The organism is Micromonospora sp. NPDC048868, assembly GCF_043198195.1.
Classification (GTDB): Bacteria; Actinomycetota; Actinomycetes; order Mycobacteriales; family Micromonosporaceae; genus Micromonospora; species Micromonospora reichwaldensis.
The window spans coordinates 60,653-86,407 of the sequence record NZ_JBICUN010000006.1; the positions used below are offsets into that span (position 1 = coordinate 60,653).

Here is a 25,755-nt window from a genome sequence, read left to right on the forward strand (position 1 = left end):
ATCCAACCTACGCGGGGGTGGTTCGTCCGACCGGAGAGATAGTGTCGACCGGTGGCCCCCCGTCCAGCCGGACGAGGGGTGATCGTCGTGTCCTCCCGCTGGAAGTGATCTCATGCTCACCGGTCTGTTCTCCGCCGCCCTGGCCGACCCGGGGCTGGCCCGGGCACGTGACCTGGCGCGCTCCGGTGCCGCGCAGGTCGACGGCCTCGACATCACCGCCCCGCCGGCGCTGCGCCCGTTCGCGGTCGCCGCGGTCGCCGCCGACCGGGCCGGCGACGGCGGGCCGGGCGGCGGCGCGGGTCGTCCCGTGCTCGCCGTGACCGCCACCACGCGGGAGGCCGACGACCTGGCCGCCGCGCTGGGCAGCCTGCTCCCGCCCGAGCAGGTGACGGTCTTCCCGTCGTGGGAGACGCTGCCGCACGAGCGCCTGTCGCCCCGCTCCGACACGGTCGGCCGTCGGCTGGCCGTGCTGCGCCGGCTGGCGCACCCCGGTTCGGCCGACGCGCACGGTCGCACCGGTCCGCTGCGGGTGGTCGTGGCGCCCGTCCGGTCGCTGCTGCAACCGCAGCTCAAGGGCCTCGGCGACCTGGAGCCGGTGCAGCTCGCCGCCGGGCAGGAGGCCGACCTGGAGGAGGTCGCCCGCCGCCTGACCGACATGGCGTACGGGCGGGTCGACCTGGTCACCAAGCGGGGCGAGTTCGCCGTGCGCGGCGGCATCCTCGACATCTTCCCGCCCACCGACGAGCACCCGTCCCGGGTCGAGTTCTGGGGCGACGAGGTGGAGGAGATCCGCACCTTCGCCGTCGCCGACCAGCGCACCATCGCGCAGGTGCCGCAGCTGTGGGCGCCGCCGTGCCGGGAGCTGCTGCTCACCCCGTCGGTGCGCAAGCGGGCCGCCGCACTCGCCGAGGAGCACCCGGAGCTGGCCGAGATCCTCGACAAGCTGGCCGAGGGCATCCCGGTGGAGGGCATGGAGTCCCTGGCCCCGGCGCTGATCGGCGCCGACTCGATGGAGCTGCTGCTGGACGCCATGCCGGCCGGCACCCACGTGCTCCTGTGCGACCCGGAGCGGATCCGCACCCGGGCGCACGACCTGGTGCGTACCTCCGACGAGTTCCTCCAGGCGAGCTGGGCCGCGGCCGCCGTCGGTGGCCAGGCCCCCGTCGACCTCGGCGCCGCCGCCTTCCGGACCCTGGGCGACGTACGCGCCGTCGCGGCGAAGCTGCGCCAGCCCTGGTGGACGCTGTCGCCGTTCGGCCTGGTCGAGGCGGAGGCCGCCCCGGCGCGGCAGCCCTGGGAGGACGGCCCGGAGGCGTACGACGTCACCCCCGACGACGCGATCGCGGTGACCCTCTCCGCGCAGCCGGCCCCGCTCTACCACGGCGAGACCGCCCGGGTGGTCGACGACCTCAAGCGCTGGACCGGCGAGGGCTGGTCGGTCGCGCTGGTCTTCGAGGGGCACGGCCCCGCCCAGCGGGCGGTCGAGGTGCTCCGCGACGCCGGCCTCGGCGCGCGGCTGACCGAGGAGATCCCGACCGCGCCCGCCCCCGGCGAGGTGCTGGTCGCCTGCGGCAGCCTGACCGGCGGCTTCGTCGACGAGGCGTCCCGGTTCGTGCTGCTCACCGGCAACGACGTCACCGGCGGGCGGGGCACCTCGACCCGCGACATGCGCAAGATGCCGAGTCGGCGGCGCAACACCATCGACCCGCTGGAGCTGAAGGCCGGCGACCACGTCGTGCACGAGCAGCACGGCATCGGCCGCTACGTCGAGCTGGTGCAGCGCACCGTCAACGGGGCCTCCCGGGAATACCTCGTCATCGAGTACGCCCCGAGCAAGCGCGGCCAGCCCGGCGACCGGCTCTTCGTCCCCACCGACCAGCTCGACCAGCTCTCCCGCTACGTCGGCGGCGAGCAGCCCACCCTGCACAAGATGGGCGGCTCGGACTGGCAGAAGTCCAAGGCCCGGGCCCGCAAGGCGGTCAGGGAGATCGCCGCCCAGCTGATCCAGCTCTACGCCGCCCGCAAGGCGTCCAAGGGGCACAGCTTCGGCCCCGACACGCCGTGGCAGCGGGAGCTGGAGGACGCCTTCCCGTGGCAGGAGACGCCGGACCAGCTCGCCGCGATCGAAGAGGTCAAACGGGACATGGAGCAGACCGTCCCGATGGACCGGCTGATCTGCGGCGACGTCGGCTACGGCAAGACGGAGATCGCGGTGCGGGCGGCGTTCAAGGCGGTGCAGGACGGCAAACAGGTGGCCGTGCTGGTGCCCACCACGCTGCTGGTGCAGCAGCACTACAACACGTTCGCCGAGCGGATGAGCCAGTTCCCGGTGACCATCCGGCAGCTCTCGCGCTTCCAGACGCCGAAGGAGGCGGAGCAGGCCCTGGAGATGGCCGCCGCGGGCACCGCCGACATCGTCATCGGCACCCACCGGCTGCTCCAGGCGGCCACCCGGTTCAAGTCGCTCGGCCTGGTCATCGTCGACGAGGAGCAACGCTTCGGCGTCGAGCACAAGGAGCACCTGAAGACGATGCGCGCCTCGGTCGACGTGCTGAGCATGTCGGCCACCCCGATCCCGCGCACCCTGGAGATGGCGATCACCGGCATCCGGGAGATGTCGACAATCGCCACCCCGCCGGAGGAGCGGCACCCGGTGCTCACCTTCGTCGGGGCGCACGACGAGCGGCAGGTGGCCGCCTCCATCCACCGCGAGCTGCTCCGCGACGGTCAGGTCTTCTACCTGCACAACCGGGTCGAGTCGATCGACCGGACGGCCCGCAAGCTCCGGGAGCTGGTGCCCGAGGCGCGGGTCGCGGTGGCGCACGGCCAGATGGGCGAGGAGGCCCTGGAGAAGGTCATGGTCGGCTTCTGGGAGAAGGAGTTCGACGTGCTGGTCTGCACCACGATCGTGGAGTCCGGCATCGACATCCCCAACGCCAACACCCTGATCGTGGAGCGGGCCGACCTGCTCGGCCTGGCCCAGCTGCACCAGATCCGCGGCCGGGTCGGCCGGGGCCGGGAGCGGGCGTACGCGTACTTCCTCTACCCGCCGGAGAAGCCGCTCACCGAGCACGCCCACGAGCGGCTGGCGACCATCGCCCAGCACACCGAGCTGGGCGCCGGCATGTACGTGGCGATGAAGGACCTGGAGATCCGGGGCGCCGGCAACCTGCTCGGCGGCGAGCAGTCCGGGCACATCGAGGGCGTCGGCTTCGACCTGTACGTGCGGATGGTCGGCGAGGCGGTCTCCGCGTTCAAGGGCGAGCGCCCGGAGTCCGACGGCGCGGCGGACGAGGTCCGCATTGATCTCCCGGTCGACGCGCACCTGCCGCACGACTACGTCGGCGTGGAGCGGCTGCGCCTGGAGATGTACCGCAAGCTCGCCGAGGCCCGCGACGCCGACCGGCTGCGCGAGGTGGTCGCCGAGATGACGGACCGCTACGGCGAGCCGCCCGCGCCGGTGCAGAACCTCGTCGCGGTGGCCCGGTTCCGGCTGCTGGCCCGCCGCTACGGCCTGACCGACGTCTCCATGCAGGGCAAGCACCTCCGGTTCGGCCCGCTGCCGCTGCCCGACTCGAAGCAGCTGCGGCTCAAGCGCTACCACCCCGACTCGGTCTACAAGCAGGCGCTCGACCAGGTCAGCGTGCCCCGGCCGAGCACCCGGCGGGTGGGCGGCGAGCCGCTGCGCGACCAGGCCCTGCTGGAGTGGTGCGCCCAGCTGCTCAAGGACGTCCTGGGCGAGCCGGCGACGGCGGGAGCCGCCGCGCGGTGAGTGGCGGTCGACGATGGCCGGCGGATGAGCAGGGGGCGGGGACCCTGGCGCGCGACGGGGCGGGCGCGGGGGAGACCGGTGGGCGGTGTCACGGCCGCCCCGGGCGGCATGAGAGAGTGACCGACATGCGTGCTCGCCGTCTTGTCGCCGTCGCCAGCGTGGCGCTCGGCCTCGTCGCCCTCTCCGGTTGCCGTGCCGAGCCCGGTGTCGCCGCCTATGTCGGTGACCTGCGGATCACCGAGGATGCCGTCACCGGGATCGTCGACGACCTGCGGGCGAAGAACCCGACGCCGACCGGTCAGCCCGAGGCGCCCGAGGGGCAGCCCTCGGCGCAGGTGCCGCAGCTGCCCGACCGCGGCCAGATCGTCAGCATGCTGGTGTTGACCGAGGTCTGCGAGCGGCTCTCCGCGGACAAGAACTACCAGCCGCGCGGGCAGGTCGCGCCGGAGCAGGTCGCCCAGCAGCTGGGCCTGTCGCCCGACACCGGCTTCGTGCGCCAGTCCGCCGAGCTCTACAACTGCCTGTCGGGGGTGCCGACCGGCGCGCCGGCCGAGCCGACCGCGAAGGATCTGGCGGACGTGGTGGCGGCGGGCCGCAAGGCGGGCGCCATCCCGGCCGACGTGCCCGACGAGGCGGCCGCCCACCAGCTCGACGGCGAGCAGCTGCGCGGCGCGCTGGCCACCCGCAAGTCGCTGGCCGAGGCCGTCGCCGCGTACGACGTGACGGTCAACCCCCGCTACCGCCCGCTGGAGTTCCCGGTGCTGAGCTTCTCCGGCAACGCGCCAGCGGTGAGCGTGCCGCTGGGCGAGGCCGGCTCCGACGGGGTCACCGACGTCTCCACCCCGGACCCGCTGCCCACCGTCGCGCCCGAGGCGGCCGGCGAGACCCACAGCTGAGCATGCCGGCGCGGATCGTCCTGCTCGTCACCTCTCCCCGGCTGCCGGCCGGGCTGCTGACCGCCGCCGCGTGGGACGTCGTACGCCGGCATCCGGTGCTGGCGGGGGCGGAGAGCGAGCTGACGACGGCGGTCCGTGCGTCGGGCGCCGAGGTCACGGTGGTCGACGGCCGGGCGACGCAGGCGCTGCTCGACGCGGCGGCGGCGCACGGCGTCGCGGTGTGGCTGGCCGGCCCGGCCGGCGACGAGTCGCTGGCCCGCGAGCTGGGCCTGCGGCTGGCCCGCGAGCCCGGCCTGGCCGAGCTGGAGCTGATGTACGGCTCCTGGGACCCGCCGGGCGCCCGGCTGCTCGACGCGGTGGCGGTGATGGACCGGCTGGCCTCCCCGGGCGGCGATCCCTGGAAGCGCGCGCAGACCCACCGCAGCCTCGCCGGTTTCCTGATCGAGGAGTGCTACGAGGCGTACGACGCGATCAGCGCCGGGGACACCGACGCGCTGCGCGAGGAGCTGGGCGACGTGCTGCTCCAGGTGGTGCTGCACGCCCGCCTCGCCGAGGAGCTGCCCGAGGAACAGCGGTGGACCGTCGACGACGTGGCCGGCGGGCTGGTCGACAAGATGGTCCGGCGCAACCCGCACGTCTTCGCCGACGCCGAGGCGGGCACCCTGGAGGAGATCGAGGCCAGCTGGGAGCGGATCAAGCGGACCGAGAAGGCGCGTGACTCGGTGCTCGACGGCATCGCACTGAGCCAGCCGGCCCTCGCCCTGGCCGCCAAGATCCTGGAGCGCGCCGGGCGGGTCGGCCTCGCCGTACCGCCGCCCCTCGCGGATTCCCAGGTGGACCCGGAGGCGCGCCTCGGCGCGGGCCTGCTCGCCACGGTCGCGGCGGCCCGCGAGGCGGGCCTGGACCCGGAGGCGGCCCTGCGCCGCGCCGCCCTCGCCTACGCGGACGCGGTCCGCGCCGCCGAAAAGGCCTGAGTCGACCCGGTAGGGTCGGCGGGTGGAATCGTTTGTGCCGCTCGCGGAGCGGATCGTCGACGCGTTGCTGGAGAGCCGGCCGGGGGTCGCGACCTCCACCGGCGACCACCGTTACGACGACCGGCTGCCGGACCTCTCCGCCGAGGCGGTCGCGGCCGACCGGACCATGCTCAGGGAGGCCGCGGACGCGCTCGCCGAGCTGGACCCGGACGCCCTGGACGTCGAGGAGCGCGTCGACCACGCGCTGCTCACCTCGTTCGTGGACCGGGAGCTGTTCGAGTCCGGCGACATCCGCGCGCACGAGTGGGACCCGCTGCGGCACAACCCCGGGCCGCTGCTGCACGCGCTGCTCGCCCGCCCGTACGCACCGGTCGACGTGCGGCTGACCAGCCTGGCGGGCCGGCTCGCCGCCGTACCGGACGCCCTGGCGACCGCGCGCGCGACGCTGCGCGACATGCCGCGCATCCATGCGGAGACGGCGGTCGGGCAGTTCGCCGGCACGGCGGCGCTGATCCGCGACGAGGTGCCGGCGCTGCTCGCGCAGGCCCCCGCCCTGCACGACCGGGTCGAGCCGGCCGCCACCGCGGCGATCGCGGCGCTGGAGGAGTTCGTCGCGTGGCTGCGTCAGGGCCTGGCCGCCGACGCCGGCCCCGGGCGGGACCCGCGGCTGGGCCGCCGCCGCTGGGAGGCGCGGCTCTGGCACACCCTCGACACGGAGCTGGGCGCCGCCGAGATCCAGCGCCGGGCCTGGGCCAACCTGGACCGGGTCGGCGAGGAGATCCGCGCGGCTGCCGTCGAGCTGGTCGGCGGTCCGGCCGACGACGAGACGGTACGCCGGGCGCTGGACCTGCTGGCCGCCGAGCACCCGGACGACCACACCATCGTGGACCTCGCCTCGGTAACCCTGGACGAGGCGACCGACTTCGTGCGCGCCCACGACCTGGTCACCCTGGTCGACGACCCGTGCGTGATCCAGGAGATGCCGCAGTTCGCCCGGGGCGTGGCGGTCGCCTACTGCGACTCACCCGGCCCGCTGGAGACGGCGGACGTGCCGACGTTCTACTGCATCGCGCCCACCCCGGCGGAGTGGCCCGCGCACCGGGTCGAGTCGTTCTACCGCGAGTACAACGACCACATGATCCGCAACCTGACGGTGCACGAGGCGATGCCGGGGCACTTCCTCCAGCTCGCCCACGCCCGCCGGCACGTCGGGCCCACCCGGGTCCGCGCGCTGACCGAGTCGGGCCCCTTCATCGAGGGCTGGGCGGTCTACACGGAGGAGCTGATGGCCGGCCTCGGCTTCGGCGGCCTGCCGGTGCGGTTGCAGCAGCTCAAGATGCAGCTCCGGATGACCATCAACGCGCTGCTGGACCAGCTCGTGCACTGCGAGGAGCTGCCGGAGGCCGAGGCGATGGCGCTGATGACCGGGCGCGGCTTCCAGGAGGAGGGGGAGGCGGCCGGCAAGTGGCGGCGCGCCCTGCTCACCTCGACGCAGCTCTCGACGTACTTCGTCGGCTACAGCGAGGTGGCCGCGATCGCCGCCGCCCGCCCGGCCGGCGTGGCGGTGCGTGAGTGGCACGACGCGATGCTCGCCCACGACTGCCCGCCCCCGCGCCACCTGCGCACCCTGCTCGGCGTCTGAGGACCGTCGCCGGGGTCGGTCACGAGCTGGCCGGGCGGCGGTCCACGACGCCGGCGTCGGGCGGCAGGTCGAACACCGCGCCGTCGACCGTCTCGCGGTAGCGGCTCAGTGCCAGCTCGACCTGGCGGCCGTCGACCCGGCCGGTGAAGCTGCCCAGCACGCCGTCGGTGGTCACGCAGGCGGTGAAGTCCCCGGCCGACTGCGCCACGTCGACGCAGGTGGCGTGGTGGCCGGCGAGGGTGGTGTCGCTCTGCTCGATCACCGCGTCCGGGTCCAGCGCGGCGGTGGTGAGCAGCCCCACGACGACCGGCGGCGTCACCAGCCCTCGCTGCTTGGCCTCGGTGAACATGGTCACCGTGGGCTTCGCGTTGGGCGCGGGCGGGGCCTCCAGGGTGCAGGTCGCGCGTCCGGCGGCGGTCTCGCAGCGGGTCGTCGCCTCCGGGGTGACGGTGAGCTTGCCGCCGGGCCAGGTGTAGGCGGAGCGGGCCGGGTCCTGGGCCTGGGCGATGGCGGCGGTCTGCCCGCCGGGGAGCTGGTAGTCGGCGGAGTAGGTCAGCTCCAGGGCCCGGTCGAGCCGGGCGGCCAGGTCGTTCACCAGGTCGGACCGCCCGATCGTCCGGCCGGCGTCGTCGAGGGTCTGACAACCGGTCACCGTGAGCGACGCGATGACCGACACGGCGAGCATGCGGAGGGTGGTCGAGGCGGCGGGCATGGCGACCAGCCTTGCCGATCGGGTCGACCGCGCGCAAACCCGTTGCCGGTTGAGGCACGAGAATCCGGGAATGTCCGTGTAAAGCACTGCCCGGAGGAAGGTTTCGGGCCGGGCCGGCGAGCGCCCGGACCGCCCGCGTCCGAGCGTCGCCCGATACGCTGCGTTCAACACCTGCCTCAGCCGCACCGTCGCGGCCCATACCGGACCGGAACACACAAACGAGGAGCGACTCAGTGGCAACCATCGAGGGAATCGTCGCGCGGGAGATTCTGGACTCGCGGGGCAACCCGACCGTCGAGGTCGAGGTCGGGCTCGACGACGGCACGATCGCCCGAGCGGCGGTGCCCTCCGGCGCCTCCACGGGCGCCTTCGAGGCGATCGAACTGCGCGACGGTGACGCCGACCGCTACCAGGGCAAGGGTGTCGAGAAGGCGGTCTCGAACATCGAGGACAAAATCGTCGACGAGCTGATCGGCTACGAGGCCAGCGAGCAGCGGCTGATCGACCAGAAGATGCTCGACGTCGACGGCACCGACAGCAAGTCCGAGCTGGGCGCGAACGCCATCCTCGGCGTCTCCCTGGCGGTGGCCAAGGCGGCGGCCGGCAGCGCCGAGCTGAGCCTCTTCCGCTACCTGGGCGGCCCGAACGCGCACCTGCTGCCCGTGCCGATGATGAACATCCTCAACGGTGGCGCGCACGCGGACTCGAACGTCGACATCCAGGAGTTCATGATCGCGCCGATCGGCGCGCCCAGCTTCCGCGAGGCGCTGCGCTCGGGCGCGGAGGTCTACCACGCGCTGAAGTCCGTGCTGAAGAAGAAGGACCTCTCCACCGGCCTCGGCGACGAGGGCGGCTTCGCGCCGAACCTGCCGACCAACGCCGCCGCCCTGGACCTGATCGCCGAGGCGGTCGAGAAGGCCGGCTACCGGCTCGGCACCGACATCGTCTTCGCGCTCGACGTGGCCGCCACCGAGTTCTTCGACAACGGCACCTACACCTTCGAGGGCACCGCGAAGACCGCCGAGGAGATGAGCAACTACTACACCAAGCTCGCCGGCGACTACCCGATCGTGTCGATCGAGGACCCGCTGGCCGAGGACGACTGGACCGGCTGGCAGACGCTGACCGCCTCGCTCGGCGACCGCGTCCAGATCGTCGGCGACGACCTGTTCGTCACCAACCCGCAGCGCATCGCCCGCGGCATCGCCGAGAACGCCGCCAACGCGGTCCTGGTGAAGGTCAACCAGATCGGTTCGCTGACCGAGACCCTGGACGCGGTGGACCTGGCCCACCGGGCCGGCTTCAAGTGCATGATGAGCCACCGCTCCGGCGAGACCGAGGACACCACCATCGCCGACCTGGCGGTGGCCACGGGCTGCGGCCAGATCAAGACCGGCGCGCCGGCCCGCTCGGACCGGGTCGCGAAGTACAACCAGCTCCTGCGGATCGAGGAGGAGCTGGCCGACGCGGCGCGGTACGCCGGGGCGGGCGCCTTCCCGCGCTACCGTTCGGCCTGAGACGCGCGAGGCCTCGGGGGAGGGGTGTGACGATGCAGCAGCGCCGCACACCGGGCGGTCAGCGCCCCGCCCGTCGGCCGGGTCACACCGGTCGGCCGGGCGGGGCCCGGGGCGCCCGGGCGTCGGTCCGCGAGGGCGGCGTCCGCGCCGAGTCGCGGGCCACGGCCGGTCGCGCGCCGGGGGCGGCTCGGGGCGCGGAGGGCGTACGCTCCGCGAGCCGGCCCGCCGCGGCCCGTCGTACGGCCGCCGGCACCGTCAAGCGGCTCTCCGCACCCCGCTCCCGGGGCCTCACCGGGCGGGCCACCGTGCTCTTCGCGGTGCTGATCGCGCTCGCCCTGGCCTACACCTACCCGGTGCGCGTCTACCTGGACCAGCAGGCCGACATCGAACGGATGGAGGCCGCCCAGGCCGCCCAGCGGGAGGCGATCGAGGAGCTGTCCGAGCGGGCGGCCAAGTGGCAGGACCCGGAATACATCAAGATCCAGGCCAGGGAGCGGTTCTTCATGGGCCCACCGGGCGAGACGCTGCTGGTGGTGCTCTCCGACCCGGCGGGCGCCGCCCGGGACGCCGGTTCGTCCGCGTCCCCGTCGGCACCCGTCACCCCCGCTTCCTGGTACGACACCCTCTGGTCGAGCGTGCAGGCCGCCAACGGCGAGCAGCCCGACCGGTGAGCAGCACCCGAGCTTCGAACGAGAGATCAGCATCGTGACTGTCGTACCACCGCAGGAGCCGGCGGCGGACTCCGTACCCCCGCCGCGGCGCGAACCGGCCACCGAGGCCGACCTGGCCGCGGTGGCCGCGCAGCTCGGACGCCCGCCCCGGGGCACCCGGGCCGTGGCCCACCGCTGCCCCTGCGGCCTGCCGGACGTGGTGGAGACGACCCCGCGCCTGGCCGACGGCACCCCCTTCCCGACGCTGTACTACCTGACCTGCCCCCGGGCGACGGCGGCGTGCAGCCGGCTGGAGTCGGCGGGGTTGATGAAGGAGATGGCGGACCGGCTGGCCGCCGACCCGGAGCTGGCCGCGCGCTACCGCGCCGCGCACGAGGACTACCTGGCCCGCCGGGACGCGATCGGCGAGGTGCCGGAGATCGCCGGCATCTCCGCCGGCGGGATGCCCGGCCGGGTGAAGTGCCTGCACGTGCACCTCGGGCACGCGCTCGGGGCCGGGCCCGGGGTGAACCCGTTCGGCGACGAGACGCTGGCGCTGGTGGAGAAGTGGTGGGCGGCCGGCCCGTGCGTGGACGTGCCGGCGGCGGACTGACATGGCGGGCGCGGACGGGGGCGTGGCGGGGGCCGACGAGGTCGTGGTGCGGCGGGCCCGCACCTCGGACGTGCGCGGCATCCGGCGGCTCGTCGACACCTACACCGACGACCGGCGGCTGCTCAGCAAGGCCACCGTGACCCTCTACGAGCACGTGCAGGAGTTCCGGGTCGCGGTCCGCGCCGGCGACGGCGCGGTGGTCGGCTGCGGCGCGCTGCACGTGATGTGGGAGGACCTGGCCGAGATCCGGACGGTGGCGGTCGACCCGTCCTGCCGGGGGCGCAAGCTCGGCCACCGGATCGTCGCCGAGCTGATCGACGGCGCCCGCGAGCTGGGGGTGGCCCGGATCTTCGTGCTCACCTTCGAGACCCGGTTCTTCGGCTCGTTCGGGTTCACCGAGATCGACGGCGCGCCCGTGCCGCAGCCGGTCTACGAGCAGCTGCTGCGCTCGTACGACGAGGGCGTCGCCGAGTTCCTGGACCTGGAACGCGTCAAGCCGAACACCCTCGGCAACACCCGGATGCTGCTGCGCCTCTGACTCAACTCCGGCGCGGGTGGGCGGCGAAGAAGGTAGACCCGGTCCGGATCGGCCCGCCACGTCCGTACGAGGTGGGCGGTGAGGTCCTTGAGGAAGCCGACGTCGTCGGTCGTCCCGCAGCAGATCAGCGCGTTGAAGCCGCCGTTCTGCCCGTCCGGGTACGCGACCAGGAAGTTCTCCCGGTCGGCCACGGCGTCCAGCCCCACCATGTCCCGCAGGCGGGCGCCGCTGCCGGGATAGAAGTGCAGGGCGATCACCAGCGCGGTGGGCCGGGCGGGGTCGTAGCCGGGTGGGGCGTGCAGCAGGTAGCGCCGGTCGGCCCCGCCGTGCGCCAGGGTGAGCCGGTGATCGCCGGCGGCGGGGCGCTCGACGGCCCCCGAAGGCGACGGGGCCGGCGTGACCCGGGACTGACCCCGGTCCCCACCGCACGCCGTGGCGACGACGGCGAAGAGCAGCCCCGTCAGCACTGCCACCGTCCGTCGCACGCCCCGCCCCCTCCGTGACCCCGGTCCACACTGGATGGCGCCGCCCGAACGGGGCAACCCTTTCGGTCCAGGCCGAAGAGCGGCAGTCTGCTGGCATGCTCCGTCTCCGCCTGGGACTGGCGGACCTGTGCCGGGTCCGCTTCGCCGATCGCCTGCACCCGGTCGGCATGTCCCTGCTGGCCTGCCAGGCGCTGCACGACGCGGACACGGCCCGGATGACGCCGGGCCCCGCGGCGGACGCGGCCTCCGCGTCGGGTCCGGTCCGGTCCGCCGCCTCCGTGCTGCGGCACCTGCTTCCCGCGCGCGGGCGCCTGCCCGATTTCCTCACCCCGCTGGACGGCCTGGAATCGGTCGTCGCCGGTCTGGAGGCGATCCGGGCAGCCCCCGTCGGGCGTATCCGGGCGGAGGTCACCGCCGCGTACGCGCAGCTGCCCGCAACGCCGCTGCGCAGGCGGTTCGCCGAGGCCGACGGGGAGACGATGGACCTGTTCGGCCGGGCCCTGGGCACCTGGCACGACGCGGTGCTCGCGCCGCACTGGGCCGACCTGACGGAGGCGCACCGGCATCACGTGGCGGGGGCGACCGCGCTGCTCGCCACGCACGGGCTGGACGGGCTGCTGAACGCGCTGCACCCGGCGATCCGGTGGGAGGCGCCGACGTTGACGGTGCGGACCTGGTGGAGCGCCTCACTGCCCGGCACCGGCCACGGACTGCTCCTGCTGCCCTCGCCGCTGGCCGGCCCGCATCCCCGGGTGCTGGTGGAGCCCGGCCGGCCGGTGCTGGTGGTGTACCCCGCGCCGATGCCGCACCTGATCAGGGCCATCACCCCCGATCCGCTGGGCCGCCTGCTGGGGGCGACCCGGGCGGCGGTGCTGCGCCGCCTCGCCGGCCCCGGCCGGCACACCACCACGGCGCTCGGCCGGGCCGTCGGGATCAGCACCTCCTCGGCGTCCGAGCACGCGGGGGCGCTGCGGGCGGCCGGGCTCGTCGCCAGCGTCCGGGACGGCGGCGCGGTGCTGCACCGGTTGACGCCGCTCGGCACCGAACTGCTGGACGCGGGCTACGCCGGGTCACCTGGGCGCGCCTGACGTAGGGTTGCTGCCGTGACGACGCGTGTGGCCGCCATCGACTGCGGGACCAACTCGATCCGACTGCTGGTCGCCGACCTGCCGGACGCCTCGGCGGGTCCGGAGGCTCCGCTGGCCGACCTGAGCCGACGGATGCAGATCGTGCGCCTCGGCCAGGGCGTCGACAAGACGGGGCGGCTGGCCCCGGAGGCGATCGAACGCACGCGGGTCGCGCTGGCCGCGTACGCCGCCGAGATCGAGAAGCTGGGCGCGGAGCGGGTCCGGATGTGCGCCACCTCGGCGTCCCGGGACGCCTCCAACGCCGCCGAGTTCCGCGAGATGGTCGAGCGGACCCTCGGGGTCGCGCCCGAGGTGGTGACCGGCGACGAGGAGGCGCGGCTCTCCTTCACCGGCGCGGTGCGCGGGCTGCCCGCCGACGCGCGCGAGCCGTACCTGGTCGTCGACATCGGCGGCGGCTCGACCGAGTTCGTCGTCGGCACCCGCGCGGGCGGCGTCGAGGCGGCCATCTCGATGGACATCGGCTGCGTCCGGATGACCGAGCGGCACCTGCACGGCGACCCGCCGGCGCTGGACGAGGTCGCCGCCGCGCAGGCCGACATCGCGGTCGCCGTGGACCGGGCACTGGAGGCGGTGCCGGGCCGGCAGGCCGCCACGCTGGTCGGGCTCGCCGGGTCGGTCACCACCGTGGTCGCGATCGCCCAGGGCCTCCAGGAGTACGACCCGAGCCGCATCCACCACGCCCGGGTGCCGTACGACGCGGTGGCCGCGACGACCGCCGACCTGCTCGGCAAGAGCCGGGAACAGCGGCTCGCGATCCCGGTGATGCACCCGGGCCGCGCGGACGTGATCGGGGCGGGCGCCCTGGTGCTCCGGGTGATCATGGAGCGGGCGGGGATGGACTCGGTGGTCGCCTCCGAGCACGACATCCTCGACGGCATCGCCTGGAGCCTCGCGGCGGACAGCCGTCGCGCTCGGGTGCGGGACCTTGCCGGCGAGGTCGCCGAGCGCGACGCCGAGCTGCTGCGGCGGCTGGCCGAGTGATCAACTACCTCGAGGTCGATGACCTCGTGGAGGTCGCCTCTGTCGTGCTGGGTGACACGCCGCAGGTCCGTGACTTCGGTCTGCTGTCGTCCGCGGTGGTCCGCCCGGCCACCGTTGCCTTCGGTCAGGAGGTCTACACCGACCTCTGGAGCAAGGCCGGCGCGCTGCTCCACTCGGTCTGCATGAACCACGCGCTGATCGACGGCAACAAGCGTCTCGCCTGGGCGGCTGCGCGTGTTTGCCTGGCCCTCAACGAGGTGCCGATCCAGGTTGTCGACGTCGATCAGGCTGAGGCCCTTGTGATGTCGGTGGCCAGTGGCACGCTGACCGAGGTCTCCGACATCGCCCGCGAACTTCGCAAGCTCTACGTCTGATCCATCCGCACGGCTTCTTGGCGCAGATGCCGGCCGGGTCGGGCCCCCACCGGTTGGGGCGTCGCGATCGGCCCCGCCATGGTGTCCGCCGGGCGGAGGATTCACCACTGGGACGCTGTCGAGCTGATGTCGCAGACGATTCACCGGCCTCTGGTGCCACAGCCGGCCCGGACGACCCTGATGTCACAGACGATTCAGCTCGACAGCGTCATCACGGCCCTCCCGCCAGCAGACCTGCTCGGCGACCACCACTGCCCCACGCACGCAGCACGGATCACCCGTCCAAGGCTGCATGACGAGGCACTGGGTGTGACGAGGCACTGGGTGTAACGCCCCGCCACGGGCGGGCGGTGCCGCCCGTGGCGGACCCCGAAGGGTCAGCGAAGCCGTTGCCGCGTCCCGGTCGTGCCTGCTGGACGCCGTCGGAGACGGCCAGCGTGAGCTAGGGATCGCCGACGTCGCGGGTCAGGCGCGGGGCCGGGCGATCCCGGTGACGAACCGGGCCCAGGCGGTCGGGGCGAAGGAGAGCGCGGGCCCGGAGCGGTCCTTGCTGTCGCGGACCAGCACCACGCCGGGCAGGTTGTCGGCGACCTCCACGCAGGAGGCGCCACCGTTTCCACTCCGGGTGGACTTGCGCCACCGGGCGTCGGTCAGCTCCATGACTTCGCCACTTCCTGCAACAGGCTCAGCGACTGCCGGCGGGACAGCGCCTCTGACCGGACACTTTCCCACCTGCGGTGCAGCCGGGCAATCTCCTCGGCGCGGTCCAGGACCTGGGCCCGCAGCGGGCCGTCGAGATGCGCCACCCAACCGCCGTCGGCGTATCCGGCCAGGATGAACGGCCCGGCGACACCAGCGTGAACGCCAACCTCGGCCGGGACCACATGAAGGTGGATGTGTGGGCGTGCCGCCAATGTGATCAGATGCTCGACCTGTTCGCGCATCACCTCGGGCTGGTCCAAGACGGACCGCCGAAGGATGGTCTCGTCGATGACCGCGACTAGTTGCGGTGGCTGGGCGCGGTCGAGGATCTGCTGCCGCTGAAGCCGCGCGGTCACCCGCTCCTCGACCTCGGCGTCAATCACCAGGCCCCCATCCCGGAGGACCGCGCGGGCGTACCCCTCGGTCTGGAGGAGGCCGGGCAGCACCGAGATCTCGAACCACCACAGCGTGGCCGCCTCCTGCTCGACGGCCACCCAGGGCCGGAACCATGCCGGCGCGGTCTCCAGGCTGACCAGCGGCAGGATCCGCCCCAGCAGGCCGCCGCTCTCCAGCGCCTCGTCCGCGCGGCGGACGAAGTCGAGCGACGGCGTACGCCGACCGATCTCCACCATGCCCACCAGGGAACTCGAGTAGTTGATCCGCTGCGCCAACTCCTCCTGGCTCATCCCGCGCTCGGTGCGCAGCCGCCTCAGCTCACCGGCCAGCAGATCCAGCGTCGACAGTTGCGATCCGGTCATCACACCCCACTCACCGGGCTCCACGCGACGGGCCGCGTGGACCACCGTCGGCCGGTGGACCTCGCGCGACTTCCGACCGTAGTCGACCGGTGACGAGGATGGGGGTGACCGTGGGCCCACAACCCCCTCACAACGCGAGCGAGGAGCGACGACGTGGCGATCCGAGGCGTCCACCCGGCGTGGTGCGTACCCGATAGCGGCTGCGGAGCCAGCGCGCTGCACCTGTCCCGTCTGCGGTCGGCCGCGCCGCGCGGCGACGAGGTGATCCAGGTGCGCGCCGCGCTCTGGCAGATGGACGTCGGGCGGCTCAGCCCGGCCGGAGTGCTGCTGGAGTTGTCCGCCGGCGACGACCCGGAGCGCTGGCCGATCGACCTGGCGCAGGCCCGCGCGCTGGTGCACGTACTGCGGGATCTGCTGCGGGTCGCGGACGACGCGGCGCGGCGCGTGGCCTGACCCGCGCGGCGCGTTCCGTTGACGGTACTTCGCATTGCGCAGTAGTGTGCAATGCGTGGACACCACACAGCTGTTGAAGGGCGTGCTGGATCTCGCGGTCCTCGCCGTGCTCCGGGAGGAGGACGGCTACGGCTACGACATCCTGCGCCGGCTGCGCGACGCCGGGTTGGAGGAGGTCGGCGACGCCTCGGTCTACGGCACGCTGCGCCGGCTCTACGCCGCCGGCCTGCTGACCACCTACGTCGTGCCGAGCGAATCCGGCCCGCACCGCAAGTACTACTCACTCAACGCCGCCGGCCGGGACCAGCTCACCCGCTCCGGCAAGCTCTGGCGCTCGTTCGCCACCACCATGGACGCACTGCTCGACGATCGGGGGATGGCGGCATGACCGTCACTGAGCAGGAGATCGCGGACTACGCCGCACGGGTCCGGGCCGCGCTGGCCGACCTGCCGCAGGCGTACCGCGACGAGTTGACCGAGGACCTGCCGGAGCACCTCGCCGAGGTCGCCGCCGAGGCCGGCGGCTCGCTCGTCGACCGGCTCGGCGAGCCCGAGACGTACGCGGCAGAGCTGCGCGCCGCGGCCGGGGTCGGCGCCACCAGCGGCGGCGGGCGGCGCAACCGTCGCCTCGGTGCCGCCGTGGACCGGCTCCGCGCCCGGGCGCACCGCTGGGACGTCCAACTCGGACCACCCCTCGGGTACGCCTCGGCCAGCGAGTTCCTCCGGCTGCTCCGGCCGGCGTGGTGGGTGCTGCGGGGCTACCTGGCCGCCATGCTCGTCACGGTGGTTACGACCGGCGACACGTTCGGTGTGCTGCCCGAGCTCAACGGCAGCCTGCTGGCCGGCCTGGTGCTGCTCGCCGGCAGCGTGCTCGGCTCGATCTGGCTCGGCCACCACACGCCGGGCCTGACCCGGCCCAAGCGGCGGGTGCTGCACGTCGGCACGGCGGTGCTGGTGATCTTCGGGCTGGTCGGCCTGGCGGACATGAACGACCGGGTCGGCAGCGGCGACCTCGACTTCGAGCAGATCTCGATCGACGGCCGGTACGACCACATCCGGGACGTCTTCGTCTACGACAGCGAGGGGCGGCTCGTGGAGAACGCCCGGCTCTTCGACCAGAACGGCGACCCGATCCGGCTCGGCCACCCGATGTGCCCCAACCCGCCGGACCTGAACCTGGCCAACGCGCTGCTGCGCCCGTACCCGTACTGCCCGGAGTGGGCGCCGTTCGGGCCACGGTCGGGCACCAACAACCCGCCGGGGCTGCCCGCACCCGCCACCTCGGGCGCCGCGCCCACGCCGGGCGGCAACCCGACCCCGACGCCCACGCCGACCGGCACCTCGACCCCCGCGCCCGCATCGACGGGCATGCCGACCGGCACCCCCGCGCCGAGCCGGACGTGAACAGGATCTCGTAGTGAAGCTGGGAAATAGCTGAACGGATGAGTCCAGCGGGGCAACGGCTGTCGGTCCCGGTCGCTACGGTGTCGTCTGCTCACTCACCCCCCGGAAGGAAAACGCGTGTCAGAGCAGGTCGCACCGCCCCCCGCGCCGGACGCCGCCCAGCCCCCGTCGGCCGTCCAGGCGCCGCCCCCGGCGGAGCCCCAGGCCGAGAAGTCCGGTTCCAAGAAGCTGCTCGGCATCGTGGGCGCGATCGTCGTGTTCCTGGTCGTCGCGGGCCTCAAGTTCGGCATCGGCTCGGCGATCGGCAACTTCTTCAACAAGGACGAGACCGCTGAGGCCAAGGTCGGCGACTGCATCGCCGAGCTGCCCGAGGTGACCGGCACCAAGGAGGAGAAGGTCGACGGCGCGAAGGTCGTCGAGTGCACCTCCACCGACGCCGTCTACAACGTGGTCGGCCGCGTCGACGGGCAGACCCAGGCGCAGGCCCGCTCTCCCGAGGCGTGCGGGCAGTACATCAAGGAGGGCCAGGAGGGCTACGTCTACTACAGCATCGAGCCGGGCAAGACCGGCTACCTGCTGTGCCTGACGAAGAAGGCCTGATCCCCAGGCACGACAGGACCGCCGACGGCGGCGCGGACATCGTCCGCGCCGCCGTCGGCGTCCGTGGGTGGGGCGCCGGCAGGAGGTGTATGCCACTGTTCCGGCGTCTTCCCCGGGGCGCTCACGGCGTGGCAGGCTACCGACACGTAGCAACACTGTGCGACCAGCCAACGATGACTGACCGCTAGGAGGACGGCCGATGGGCGAGATGGTGAGCTACCGCGGCAACGGGGGGACGGGCGAGGGGTATCTCGCGATACCCTCCGGCGGTGCGACCAGCCCTGCGGTCATCGTCATCCAGGACTGGTGGGGCCTGGTGCCGCACGTCCGGGCGGTCGTGGACCGCTTCGCCGAGGCCGGTTTCGTCGCCCTCGCCCCCGACTTCCGCCACGGCGGCCCGGCCAGCAAGCCGAGTGAGCCCCGGCAGATGCTGAACAGTCAGCAGATGGACGAGGCGGCGGCGGACATCGCTGGCGCGGCCGACTACCTCGCCAGCCGGCCCGAGGTCGCCGGCAAGGTGGGCTGTGCGGGCTTCTGCGCCGGGGCGAGCCTGGCCCTCTGGGCGGCGACCCGGTCCGAGCGGATCGTCGCCACCACCGCCTTCTACCCCCGGCTGCCGTGGGACGGGATGCGCCCCGAGTGGCACGACTACGCGGGCAAGGCGGCGCTCATCCACTGCTCCGAAGAGGACGGCACCTCCGCCGCCGACGGCGTACGCACCGTCCGCCGCGCCATCGAGACCTCCGGCGGCACCTGCCAGGTCCACGACTACCCCGGCACCTCGCACGCCTTCTTCAACGAGGACCGGCCGGAGAACTTCGACCAGCGCGCCGCCGCCACCGCCTGGGCCCGCACCCTCGAACTCTTCCGGGCCAAGCTTGGCTGAGCCCCGTACGCCCGACGAGGTGGTCGCCCGCGCCGCGCGGGCGACCGACCTGGCCGACCTCGACGCCGCCGTCAGCGACTGCTTCGCCTGCCCGCGGCTGGTGCGGTGGCGCGAGGAGGTGGCCCGCGTCCGCCGGGCGGCCTTCCGGGACCAGGAATACTGGGGCCGGCCGGTGCCCGGCTTCGGCGTCCCCGACGCGCGCATCGCCATCCTCGGCCTGGCGCCCGCCGCGCACGGCGGCAACCGCACGGGCCGCATCTTCACCGGCGACCGGTCCGGCGACGTCCTGTTCGCCGCGTTGCACCGGGCCGGGCTGGCCAACCAGCCGACCAGCGTCGCCGCCGACGATGGGCTGACCCTGCGCGACCTGCGGATCTTCTCCGCCGTGCGCTGCGCCCCGCCGGACAACAAGCCCACCCCCGAGGAGCGCGACACGTGCGCGCCGTGGCTGCACCGCGAGGTCGCGCTGATCCGGCCCACCCTGCGCGTCGTGGTCGCGCTGGGAGCGTTCGCCTGGGCCTCGTGGTGGCCGGTGCTGCGCCAGGTGTACGGTCTGCGCCCGCCCAGCCCGCGACCGGCGTTCGGCCATGGGGCACACTGGTCCGGCACGGGCGCACCGGCGCTGCTCGGCTGCTACCACGTCAGCCAGCAGAACACCTTCACCGGGCGGCTGACACCAGGGATGCTGGACGATGTGTTCGCCCGGGCGAAGCAACTGGCCGGGGCGGACTGAGGCGCGGGGGCGGTGGCGATGACGGACGGAACGCGTCGAGTCGTGGGACACGCCCCGGCGACCCGGAGGTAGCCCCCGATGGAAATCAGCGTCCTGCGCAGGTGGTGGCCGGTCGCGGCGGTGGTGCTCCTGCTGGCCGTCGCCGCGTTCTCGTCCACCCACTCGTCGATCGGCGCCAGCCGGATCCCGCCCGCCGCCGACAACATCCCGTACGTGCCGGAGTATCCGAGCGGCGAGCCGGTCGAGTCGATCCCCGTCGAACCGCGGGACGCCGGTCAGGCCACCCAGGCGTCGATCCCGCAGTGGATCGCCACCGTCGCCATCGTACTGCTCGGGCTGGCGATCCTCGTCGTCTTCGGCTATCTCACCTGGACCTTGGTCCGGGGCGCGATACGCCGCACCACCCGGGCGCTGCCGGCCCAGCGGTCCTGGCGGACGCCCGAGGGCACCGCCCGCGAGGTGGCCGCCGCCCTCGACGCCGGCCTGGAGGAGTTGGACGACCGCGACACCGATCCGCGTACGGCGGTGATCGCCTGCTGGGTGCGCCTGGAGCAGGCCGCGGCCGGGGCCGGTGTGCCCCGGCTGGCCGGCGACACCCCCACCGACCTGGTCACCCGGCTGTTGCGGGGCGACCCGTCGGTGGGCGTCCCGGCCATCGCCAGCGCCGACGTGCTGGCCGAGTTCGCCCACGTCTACCGCGAGGCCCGCTACGCCACCCGTGAGGTCGACGAGCGCACCCGCGACCAGGCCCGGGCGGCGCTGCGCCGGCTGCGCGGCGAGTTGACCGTCGTGGTCGCCGACGACACGGAGGTGCCGGCGTGACCGGGGCGCCCACCGGCGTGACCGGGGCGCGGCCGGCGCCCGCCCGACGTGGCGAGGTGACGCCGTGAGCAGCACCAGCATCGACGACCTGCTGAGCGTCGAGGACGAGCGGCCGGCACGCGCCGAGCCCCGGCGGGGCGGGCGGGTCGGCCGGGTGCTGCGTCCCCTGGCCGGCGTCGCGGCCGTCGTGATCGTGCTGGTCGCCGGCCTGCGCCTGGTGGGCCTGCGGGTCTCGCTGCCGATCCTCGTGGCCGGGGTGGTCGCGCTGTTCGTGGTGCGTCGCGTCGTCGCCGCCCTCGCGCCCCCGCCCCCGCCCCGCGGCGGTGGCCGGGCCCCTGTCGCCGACGACGACGGCACCTGGAACTGGGGCGCCAGGGACGCGCTGCGCACCGCGATCAACGGGTGGGAACTGCCGCTGGACTGGTCGGCCACCCGGCCCGAACGCTTCACCACCGTGATCCTGCCCCGGCTCGGGGAGTTGGCCGACGAGCGGCTGAGCCAGCGGCACGGCGTGACCCGCGAGTCGGATCCGGCCCGGGCCCGGGTGCTGCTGGGTGACCAGCTGTGGAAGTTCCTGGAGACCCCGCCTCGCCGCACCCCGTCGCCGCGCAACCTCGCGGCGATCGTCGCCGAACTGGAGAGACTGTGATGAACGACGTGGACCGCAGCATGCCCGCCGCCGAGGTCGGCCCCCTCGCCCGGTCGGTGCTGGAGGCGGTCGGTCAGGTCGTCGTCGGCAAGCGGGACGCGCTGGAGCTGGTGCTCGCCGGCATCCTGGCCGGCGGCCACGTGCTGCTGGAGGACCTGCCGGGCCTCGGCAAGACGCTGACCGCGCGGTCCTTCGCCCAGGCGCTCGGGCTGGACTTCCGCCGGCTCCAGTTCACCCCCGACCTGCTGCCCGCCGACGTGACCGGCTCGTTCCTGTACGACCAGCGCAGCGGTGACTTCTCGTTCCGGGCCGGGCCGGTCTTCACCAACCTGCTGCTCGCCGACGAGATCAACCGGACCCCGCCGAAGACCCAGTCGGCCCTGCTGGAGGCGATGCAGGAGAAGCAGGTCTCGGTGGAGGGCGTGACGTACAAGCTGGACGAGCCGTTCCACGTGCTCGCCACCGCCAACCCCATCGAGTACGAGGGCACGTACCCGCTGCCGGAGGCGCAGCTCGACCGGTTTCTGCTCCGGGTCTCCTTTGGCTACCCCGAAGCCGAGGAGGAGTGGGAGGTGCTGCGCCGGCGGATGGCCCGCCGCCGTGAGGAGGCGGAGATCAAGCCGGTCGTCGACGCGGCGACCCTGCGCGCCATGCAGGCCGCGCTGGAGGACGTGGTCGTGGAGGACTCCGTCGGCCGCTACATCGTCGCGCTGACCGCCGCCACCCGGGAACACCCGTCGGTGCTGGTGGGCGCCTCGCCGCGCGGCTCGCTGGCGCTGCTGCTGCTGTCCCGCGTACGGGCCGTGATGGCCGGTCGCGACTACGTCGTCCCGGAGGACGTCAAGGAGGTCGCGGCACCCGCCCTGGCGCACCGGATCACGTTGCGTCCCGAGATGTGGTTGCGTCGTGTCGACCCGTCCTTCGTGGTCGGCGAGGTGCTGGAGGCGACCCCGGCGCCCGCCAGCGGCGCGCTGCCCAGCTACGCCGCCGGCCCCGGGCACTGATGGTCGCGTCCGCCGTGTCGCCCCGGGTCGAGTCGCCGCCACCGGAGCCGGGACCCGCGACCGGCTGGGTGCCCACGTGGGCGCTCGGCCGGGCGGTGCTCCTCACCGGGCTGCTGCTGATCGCGGGGGTGCTGCTCGGCCGGGTGGACCTGGTCGTGCTGGCCGCTCCGTTCGCGCTGGGCACCGCGTACGCGCTGCGCCGCCGGCCGACCGCCCTGCCGCAGATCTGGGTCTCCGCCGACGAGGGGCACCTGGTCGAGGGCGGCGAGTTGACCGGCACGGTCACCGTCGGCAACCCGGACCTGATCGACTACGACGTGGCGGTGGTGCGCAGCCGGGTCTCGCCGTGGCTGCGGGTGCAGCGGGTGACGATCGCCGGGGCGACCACCGCGTCCGGGGCGGGTTCGGCCGTCGCCCCGTCCGTCGCCGACCGGCCGTTCGTGACCGCCGTCCCGACGGCGGCGGCCGTGGACCTGGAGCTGACCGGCACGGCGTTGCGCTGGGGCCGGCACCCCATCGGGCCGGCGGGCGCCCGGGCGGCCGCCGCGCAGGGACTGCTGGTCTCCCGCGCCGTGATCGCCGAGCCGTCCCGGTTGCGGGTCTACCCGAGGACCGAGCCGTTCGACGCGGTCGAGGCGATGCCCCGGGCCGCCGGCCTGGTCGGCGCGCACCACTCGCGCCGGCCCGGCGAGGGCGGCGAACTGGCCGGCGTACGGGTCTTCGCCCCGGGCGACCGGCTGCGCCGGATCGACTGGCGGGTGTCACTGCGCGCCCGGCAACTGCACGTGGCGGCCACCCTCTCCGACCGCGACGCCGAGGTGGTGGTGCTGCTCGACGTGCTCGCCGAGGCGGGCCGCTCGGGCGGCGTGTCCGGGGCCGCCTCCGTGCTGGACACCACCGTCCGGGCCGCCGCCGCGATCGCCGAGCACTACCTGCACCGTGGCGACCGGGTGTCGATGCTCGAGTACGGCCCGTCCGCCCGCCGGCTGCGCCCGGCCACCGGCCGCCGGCAGTACCTGACGGTCCTGGAGTGGCTGCTCGAGGTGCGGGCGGAGCACTCGCCGCACGAGCCGTACGACCAGGTGTTCGGGCCGCAACTGCTGTCGGCGGACGCGCTGGTGGTGGTCCTCACCCCGCTGCTCGACGAACGGTCGGCGCAGATGCTGGCCCGGCTGACCCGCTCCGGGCGGTTCGTGGTCGCGGTGGACACCCTGCCGGCGGACCTCACCCCGCCGAAGGACCGGGGCTGGGCCGAGGTGGCGTACCGGCTGTGGCGGCTGGACCGGGACACCATGATCGGGCAGCTGCGGGAGCACGGCGTGCCGGTGGTGCGGTGGGCCGGCGCGGGCAGCCTCGACGAGGTGCTGCGGGACGTGGCCCGCCTGGCGACGGCCCCGAGGGTGGCCCGGTGAGCGCGGTCACCGAACGGGTCAGGGCGCTGCGGTACGCCGCCGCCCGGATCAGCCTGACGCCGCTGCTGGTGCGCGCCGGCATCTTCCTCACCGTGCTGGTCGGCCTGCTGCTGGCGTACCCCTCGGAGGTGCTGCTCGGGCGGCCGCTGCTCGCCCTCGTGGCGGTGGCGGTCCTGCCGGCGGTCGGGCCGCGCCGGGTCTGGCCGACCTTCGCGGCGCTGGTCACGGTCGGCGGCTGGCTGGTGGCCACCGACGGGTACGGCCGGCCGATCGCCCTGTGGCGGCTGCTCGCCGTGGCGGCGGTGCTCTACCTCACCCACACCCTCTGCGCGCTGGCCGCCGTGCTGCCGTACGACGCGGTGGTCGACCCGAACCTGATCGTGCGGTGGCTGGCCCGGGCCGGCGCGGTGCTGCTGGCCACCTTCGTCCTCGGTGTCCTGCTGGTCGAGGTCGGCAGGCTCGGTGGTGACGCCGGACACCAGGCGGCGACGGTGGTCGGTCTGCTCGTGGCGGTGGCGGTGGCGGCGTTGCTGGGGTGGCTGCTGCGTCGCAGGTGACAGCCCCTTTTCGGGGTAGTTATGCAGGTCACAGGGGTTGTGCTCCGTCACAGAGAAGGGGCGCGAGCGGGATTAGCCGGGCCGCGCGGGGAAAGATAGATGACGTGAACCCGAAGCGGATCCTTGTGGTGGGTGCCGGGCACGTCGGTCTCTACGCGGCACTGCGCCTGTCGAAGAAGCTCAGCTCCCGTGAGGCCGAGGTCGTCGTGGTGGACCCTCAGCCCCACATGACCTACCAGCCGTTCCTGCCGGAGGCGGCGGCCGGCAACATCTCGCCCCGGCACTCCGTGGTGCCGCTGCGGCGGGAGTTGCGGCGGTGCAAGGTGGTGGCGGGCGCGGTGACCCGGATCGACCACCACCGCAAGACCGCCGTGGTGCAGCCCATCAGCGGCCCCACCCGGGAGATCCCGTACGACCACGTGGTCGTCGCCCCGGGTTCGGTCTCCCGGACGCTGCCGATCCCCGGCCTGCACGAGCACGGCATCGGCTTCAAGACCATCGGCGAGGCCATCTACCTGCGCAACCACGTGCTGGACCGGCTCGACGTGGCCGCCGCCACGCCTGACCCGGCCGTCCGCCGCTCGGCGCTGACCTTCACCTTCGTCGGCGGCGGCTACGCCGGCATCGAGGCGCTCGCCGAGATGGAGGACATGGCCCGGGACGCCCTGAAGTACTACCCGGAGCTCAAGCCGGAGGACATGCGCTGGGTGCTGGTCGAGGCGACCCAGCGGGTGCTGCCCGAGGTCGACCGGGACATGGGCGCCTACACGGTGCAGCAGCTGCTCAAGCGGAACATGGACATCCGGCTGGACACCCGCCTGGAGTCCTGCCTCGACGGGGTGGTGAAGCTCTCCGACGGCGACAGCTTCCGCTCCGACACCATCGTCTGGACGGCCGGCGTGAAGCCGTCGCCGATGCTGGACGCGACGGACTTCCCCCGCGACGAGCGGCGGCGGGTCACCTGCCTGCCGACCCTCCAGGTGGTCGACGGCGACCGGGTGGTCGACGGCGCCTGGAGCGCCGGTGACTGCGCGGCCGTACCGGACCTGACCAAGGAGCCCGGCAACTACTGCTCGCCGAGCGCCCAGCACGCGGTCCGCCAGGCCGCCCGGATGGCCGACAACATCGTCAACGTCGTCCGTGGCCGGGAGCCGGTGGAGTACAAGCACAAGCACGCCGGCAGCGTCGCCAGCCTCGGCCTGCACAAGGGCGTGGCCCAGGTGTACGGGATCAAGATGACCGGCTGGCCGGCGTGGTTCATGCACCGGACGTACCACATGAGCCGGATCCCGTCGTTGAACCGCAAGGTCCGGGTCGTGGTCGACTGGTCGCTGGCGTTCTTCCTCAAGCGCGAGGTGGTCGCCCTCGGCCAGCTCCACGATCCGCGCGAGGAGTTCGCCGAGGCGTCCCAGCCGGTCGGCGCCGGCCGCGCCTGACGGAGCACGCGAAGCCCTCTCCGCCTGCGCGGAGGGG

At 73.8% G+C, this 25,755-nt stretch carries 26 protein-coding genes and 1 pseudogene; 23 read left to right on the top strand and 4 right to left on the bottom strand.

From position 1 onward, the window contains the following. Positions 1 to 112: 112 nt before the first annotated feature. The 4 genes from mfd (at position 113) to ACGFNF_RS11595 (ending at position 7,284) form a co-directional block, all read left to right on the top strand. A complete protein-coding gene (gene mfd, locus ACGFNF_RS11580; protein WP_393167439.1) occupies positions 113 to 3,772 on the top strand; it encodes a transcription-repair coupling factor in 3,660 nt (1,219 codons plus the stop codon). A gap of 125 nt (positions 3,773 to 3,897) precedes the next feature. Continuing rightward, entirely contained in the window at positions 3,898 to 4,668 is a 771-nt protein-coding gene (locus ACGFNF_RS11585; protein ID WP_393167441.1) for a hypothetical protein, read from the top strand. A 2-nt stretch (positions 4,669 to 4,670) separates the two neighbouring features. Beyond that, positions 4,671 to 5,642, top strand: a complete 972-nt coding sequence (locus ACGFNF_RS11590) for a nucleoside triphosphate pyrophosphohydrolase (RefSeq protein ID WP_393167443.1) — start codon at positions 4,671 to 4,673, stop codon at positions 5,640 to 5,642. Positions 5,643 to 5,664: 22 nt separating this feature from the next. After that, positions 5,665 to 7,284, top strand: a complete 1,620-nt coding sequence (locus ACGFNF_RS11595; protein WP_393167445.1) for a DUF885 domain-containing protein — start codon at positions 5,665 to 5,667, stop codon at positions 7,282 to 7,284. Positions 7,285 to 7,303: 19 nt separating this feature from the next. On the opposite strand, the gene ACGFNF_RS11600 is transcribed toward ACGFNF_RS11595, so the two are convergent. After that, on the bottom strand, positions 7,304 to 7,996 hold the full coding sequence (locus ACGFNF_RS11600) for a hypothetical protein (protein ID WP_357580360.1): 693 nt from the start codon (positions 7,994 to 7,996) through the stop codon (positions 7,304 to 7,306). A gap of 233 nt (positions 7,997 to 8,229) precedes the next feature. Here ACGFNF_RS11600 and eno point away from each other — a divergent pair, with 233 nt between their 5' ends. The 4 genes from eno to ACGFNF_RS11620 are packed head-to-tail and all read left to right on the top strand — an operon-like array spanning position 8,230 to position 11,314. Continuing rightward, on the top strand, positions 8,230 to 9,513 hold the full coding sequence (eno, locus tag ACGFNF_RS11605) for a phosphopyruvate hydratase (protein ID WP_393167447.1): 1,284 nt from the start codon (positions 8,230 to 8,232) through the stop codon (positions 9,511 to 9,513). A gap of 32 nt (positions 9,514 to 9,545) precedes the next feature. Beyond that, on the top strand, positions 9,546 to 10,184 hold the full coding sequence (locus tag ACGFNF_RS11610) for a septum formation initiator family protein (protein WP_357580358.1): 639 nt from the start codon (positions 9,546 to 9,548) through the stop codon (positions 10,182 to 10,184). Between the two features lie 34 nt (positions 10,185 to 10,218). Then, on the top strand, positions 10,219 to 10,776 hold the full coding sequence (locus ACGFNF_RS11615; RefSeq protein ID WP_393167449.1) for a DUF501 domain-containing protein: 558 nt from the start codon (positions 10,219 to 10,221) through the stop codon (positions 10,774 to 10,776). A gap of 1 nt (position 10,777) precedes the next feature. Next, the gene (locus ACGFNF_RS11620) at positions 10,778 to 11,314 is read left to right on the top strand and encodes an amino-acid N-acetyltransferase (protein ID WP_311414779.1); all 537 of its coding nucleotides are present in this window, start codon (positions 10,778 to 10,780) and stop codon (positions 11,312 to 11,314) included. Here the strand turns inward: ACGFNF_RS11620 and ACGFNF_RS11625 are convergent. Beyond that, positions 11,206 to 11,799, bottom strand: coding sequence for an alpha/beta hydrolase family esterase (locus ACGFNF_RS11625; RefSeq protein WP_393167451.1), 594 nt, complete (start codon positions 11,797 to 11,799; stop codon positions 11,206 to 11,208). The two genes, ACGFNF_RS11620 and ACGFNF_RS11625, sit on opposite strands and share 109 nt — an antisense overlap. A 95-nt stretch (positions 11,800 to 11,894) precedes the next feature. Here ACGFNF_RS11625 and ACGFNF_RS11630 point away from each other — a divergent pair, with 95 nt between their 5' ends. The 3 genes and pseudogenes from ACGFNF_RS11630 (at position 11,895) to ACGFNF_RS11640 (ending at position 14,302) form a co-directional block, all read left to right on the top strand. Beyond that, entirely contained in the window at positions 11,895 to 12,887 is a 993-nt protein-coding gene (locus ACGFNF_RS11630) for an ArsR/SmtB family transcription factor (protein WP_393167453.1), read from the top strand. Positions 12,888 to 12,914: 27 nt separating this feature from the next. After that, a pseudogene (locus ACGFNF_RS11635) lies at positions 12,915 to 13,838 on the top strand (exopolyphosphatase); the annotation flags it as partial. 86 nt (positions 13,839 to 13,924) lie between these two features. Continuing rightward, positions 13,925 to 14,302, top strand: a complete 378-nt coding sequence (locus tag ACGFNF_RS11640) for a type II toxin-antitoxin system death-on-curing family toxin (RefSeq protein WP_393167455.1) — start codon at positions 13,925 to 13,927, stop codon at positions 14,300 to 14,302. A gap of 465 nt (positions 14,303 to 14,767) precedes the next feature. Here ACGFNF_RS11640 and ACGFNF_RS11645 read toward each other — a convergent pair whose 3' ends face one another. Both ACGFNF_RS11645 and ACGFNF_RS11650 read right to left on the bottom strand, forming a co-directional pair. Then, positions 14,768 to 14,962, bottom strand: a complete 195-nt coding sequence (locus tag ACGFNF_RS11645) for a DUF397 domain-containing protein (protein ID WP_393167457.1) — start codon at positions 14,960 to 14,962, stop codon at positions 14,768 to 14,770. Beyond that, positions 14,953 to 15,807: a Scr1 family TA system antitoxin-like transcriptional regulator gene (locus ACGFNF_RS11650; protein WP_393167459.1), complete on the bottom strand. Its 855-nt coding sequence runs from the start codon at positions 15,805 to 15,807 to the stop codon at positions 14,953 to 14,955. The genes ACGFNF_RS11645 and ACGFNF_RS11650 overlap by 10 nt, the downstream gene beginning before the upstream one ends. 108 nt (positions 15,808 to 15,915) lie before the next feature. Between ACGFNF_RS11650 and ACGFNF_RS11655 the strand changes: the two genes are divergently transcribed. The 12 genes from ACGFNF_RS11655 (at position 15,916) to ACGFNF_RS11710 (ending at position 25,718) form a co-directional block, all read left to right on the top strand. Further along, entirely contained in the window at positions 15,916 to 16,215 is a 300-nt protein-coding gene (locus ACGFNF_RS11655) for a hypothetical protein (protein ID WP_393167461.1), read from the top strand. 55 nt (positions 16,216 to 16,270) lie between these two features. Further along, positions 16,271 to 16,603: a PadR family transcriptional regulator gene (locus ACGFNF_RS11660; protein ID WP_089001967.1), complete on the top strand. Its 333-nt coding sequence runs from the start codon at positions 16,271 to 16,273 to the stop codon at positions 16,601 to 16,603. Further along, positions 16,600 to 17,619: an HAAS signaling domain-containing protein gene (locus ACGFNF_RS11665; protein WP_393167463.1), complete on the top strand. Its 1,020-nt coding sequence runs from the start codon at positions 16,600 to 16,602 to the stop codon at positions 17,617 to 17,619. Before ACGFNF_RS11660 ends, ACGFNF_RS11665 begins: the two co-directional genes overlap by 4 nt. A 117-nt stretch (positions 17,620 to 17,736) precedes the next feature. Further along, the gene (locus tag ACGFNF_RS11670; RefSeq protein ID WP_393167465.1) at positions 17,737 to 18,219 is read left to right on the top strand and encodes a hypothetical protein; all 483 of its coding nucleotides are present in this window, start codon (positions 17,737 to 17,739) and stop codon (positions 18,217 to 18,219) included. A gap of 199 nt (positions 18,220 to 18,418) precedes the next feature. Continuing rightward, on the top strand, positions 18,419 to 19,105 hold the full coding sequence (locus ACGFNF_RS11675; protein WP_393167467.1) for a dienelactone hydrolase family protein: 687 nt from the start codon (positions 18,419 to 18,421) through the stop codon (positions 19,103 to 19,105). A gap of 19 nt (positions 19,106 to 19,124) precedes the next feature. Next, positions 19,125 to 19,838, top strand: coding sequence for a uracil-DNA glycosylase (locus tag ACGFNF_RS11680; protein ID WP_327031149.1), 714 nt, complete (start codon positions 19,125 to 19,127; stop codon positions 19,836 to 19,838). A gap of 78 nt (positions 19,839 to 19,916) precedes the next feature. Further along, a complete protein-coding gene (locus ACGFNF_RS11685; RefSeq protein WP_393167469.1) occupies positions 19,917 to 20,660 on the top strand; it encodes a DUF4129 domain-containing protein in 744 nt (247 codons plus the stop codon). 64 nt (positions 20,661 to 20,724) lie between these two features. After that, the gene (locus ACGFNF_RS11690; RefSeq protein ID WP_393167471.1) at positions 20,725 to 21,309 is read left to right on the top strand and encodes a hypothetical protein; all 585 of its coding nucleotides are present in this window, start codon (positions 20,725 to 20,727) and stop codon (positions 21,307 to 21,309) included. Then, on the top strand, positions 21,309 to 22,313 hold the full coding sequence (locus ACGFNF_RS11695) for a MoxR family ATPase (protein WP_357579055.1): 1,005 nt from the start codon (positions 21,309 to 21,311) through the stop codon (positions 22,311 to 22,313). Before ACGFNF_RS11690 ends, ACGFNF_RS11695 begins: the two co-directional genes overlap by 1 nt. Beyond that, the gene (locus ACGFNF_RS11700; protein ID WP_393167473.1) at positions 22,313 to 23,725 is read left to right on the top strand and encodes a DUF58 domain-containing protein; all 1,413 of its coding nucleotides are present in this window, start codon (positions 22,313 to 22,315) and stop codon (positions 23,723 to 23,725) included. The genes ACGFNF_RS11695 and ACGFNF_RS11700 overlap by 1 nt, the downstream gene beginning before the upstream one ends. Beyond that, a complete protein-coding gene (locus ACGFNF_RS11705) occupies positions 23,722 to 24,282 on the top strand; it encodes a hypothetical protein (protein WP_357579057.1) in 561 nt (186 codons plus the stop codon). The genes ACGFNF_RS11700 and ACGFNF_RS11705 overlap by 4 nt, the downstream gene beginning before the upstream one ends. Before the next feature lie 104 nt (positions 24,283 to 24,386). Continuing rightward, entirely contained in the window at positions 24,387 to 25,718 is a 1,332-nt protein-coding gene (locus ACGFNF_RS11710) for an NAD(P)/FAD-dependent oxidoreductase (RefSeq protein WP_311414764.1), read from the top strand. The last annotated feature ends 37 nt before the right edge of the window (positions 25,719 to 25,755 follow it).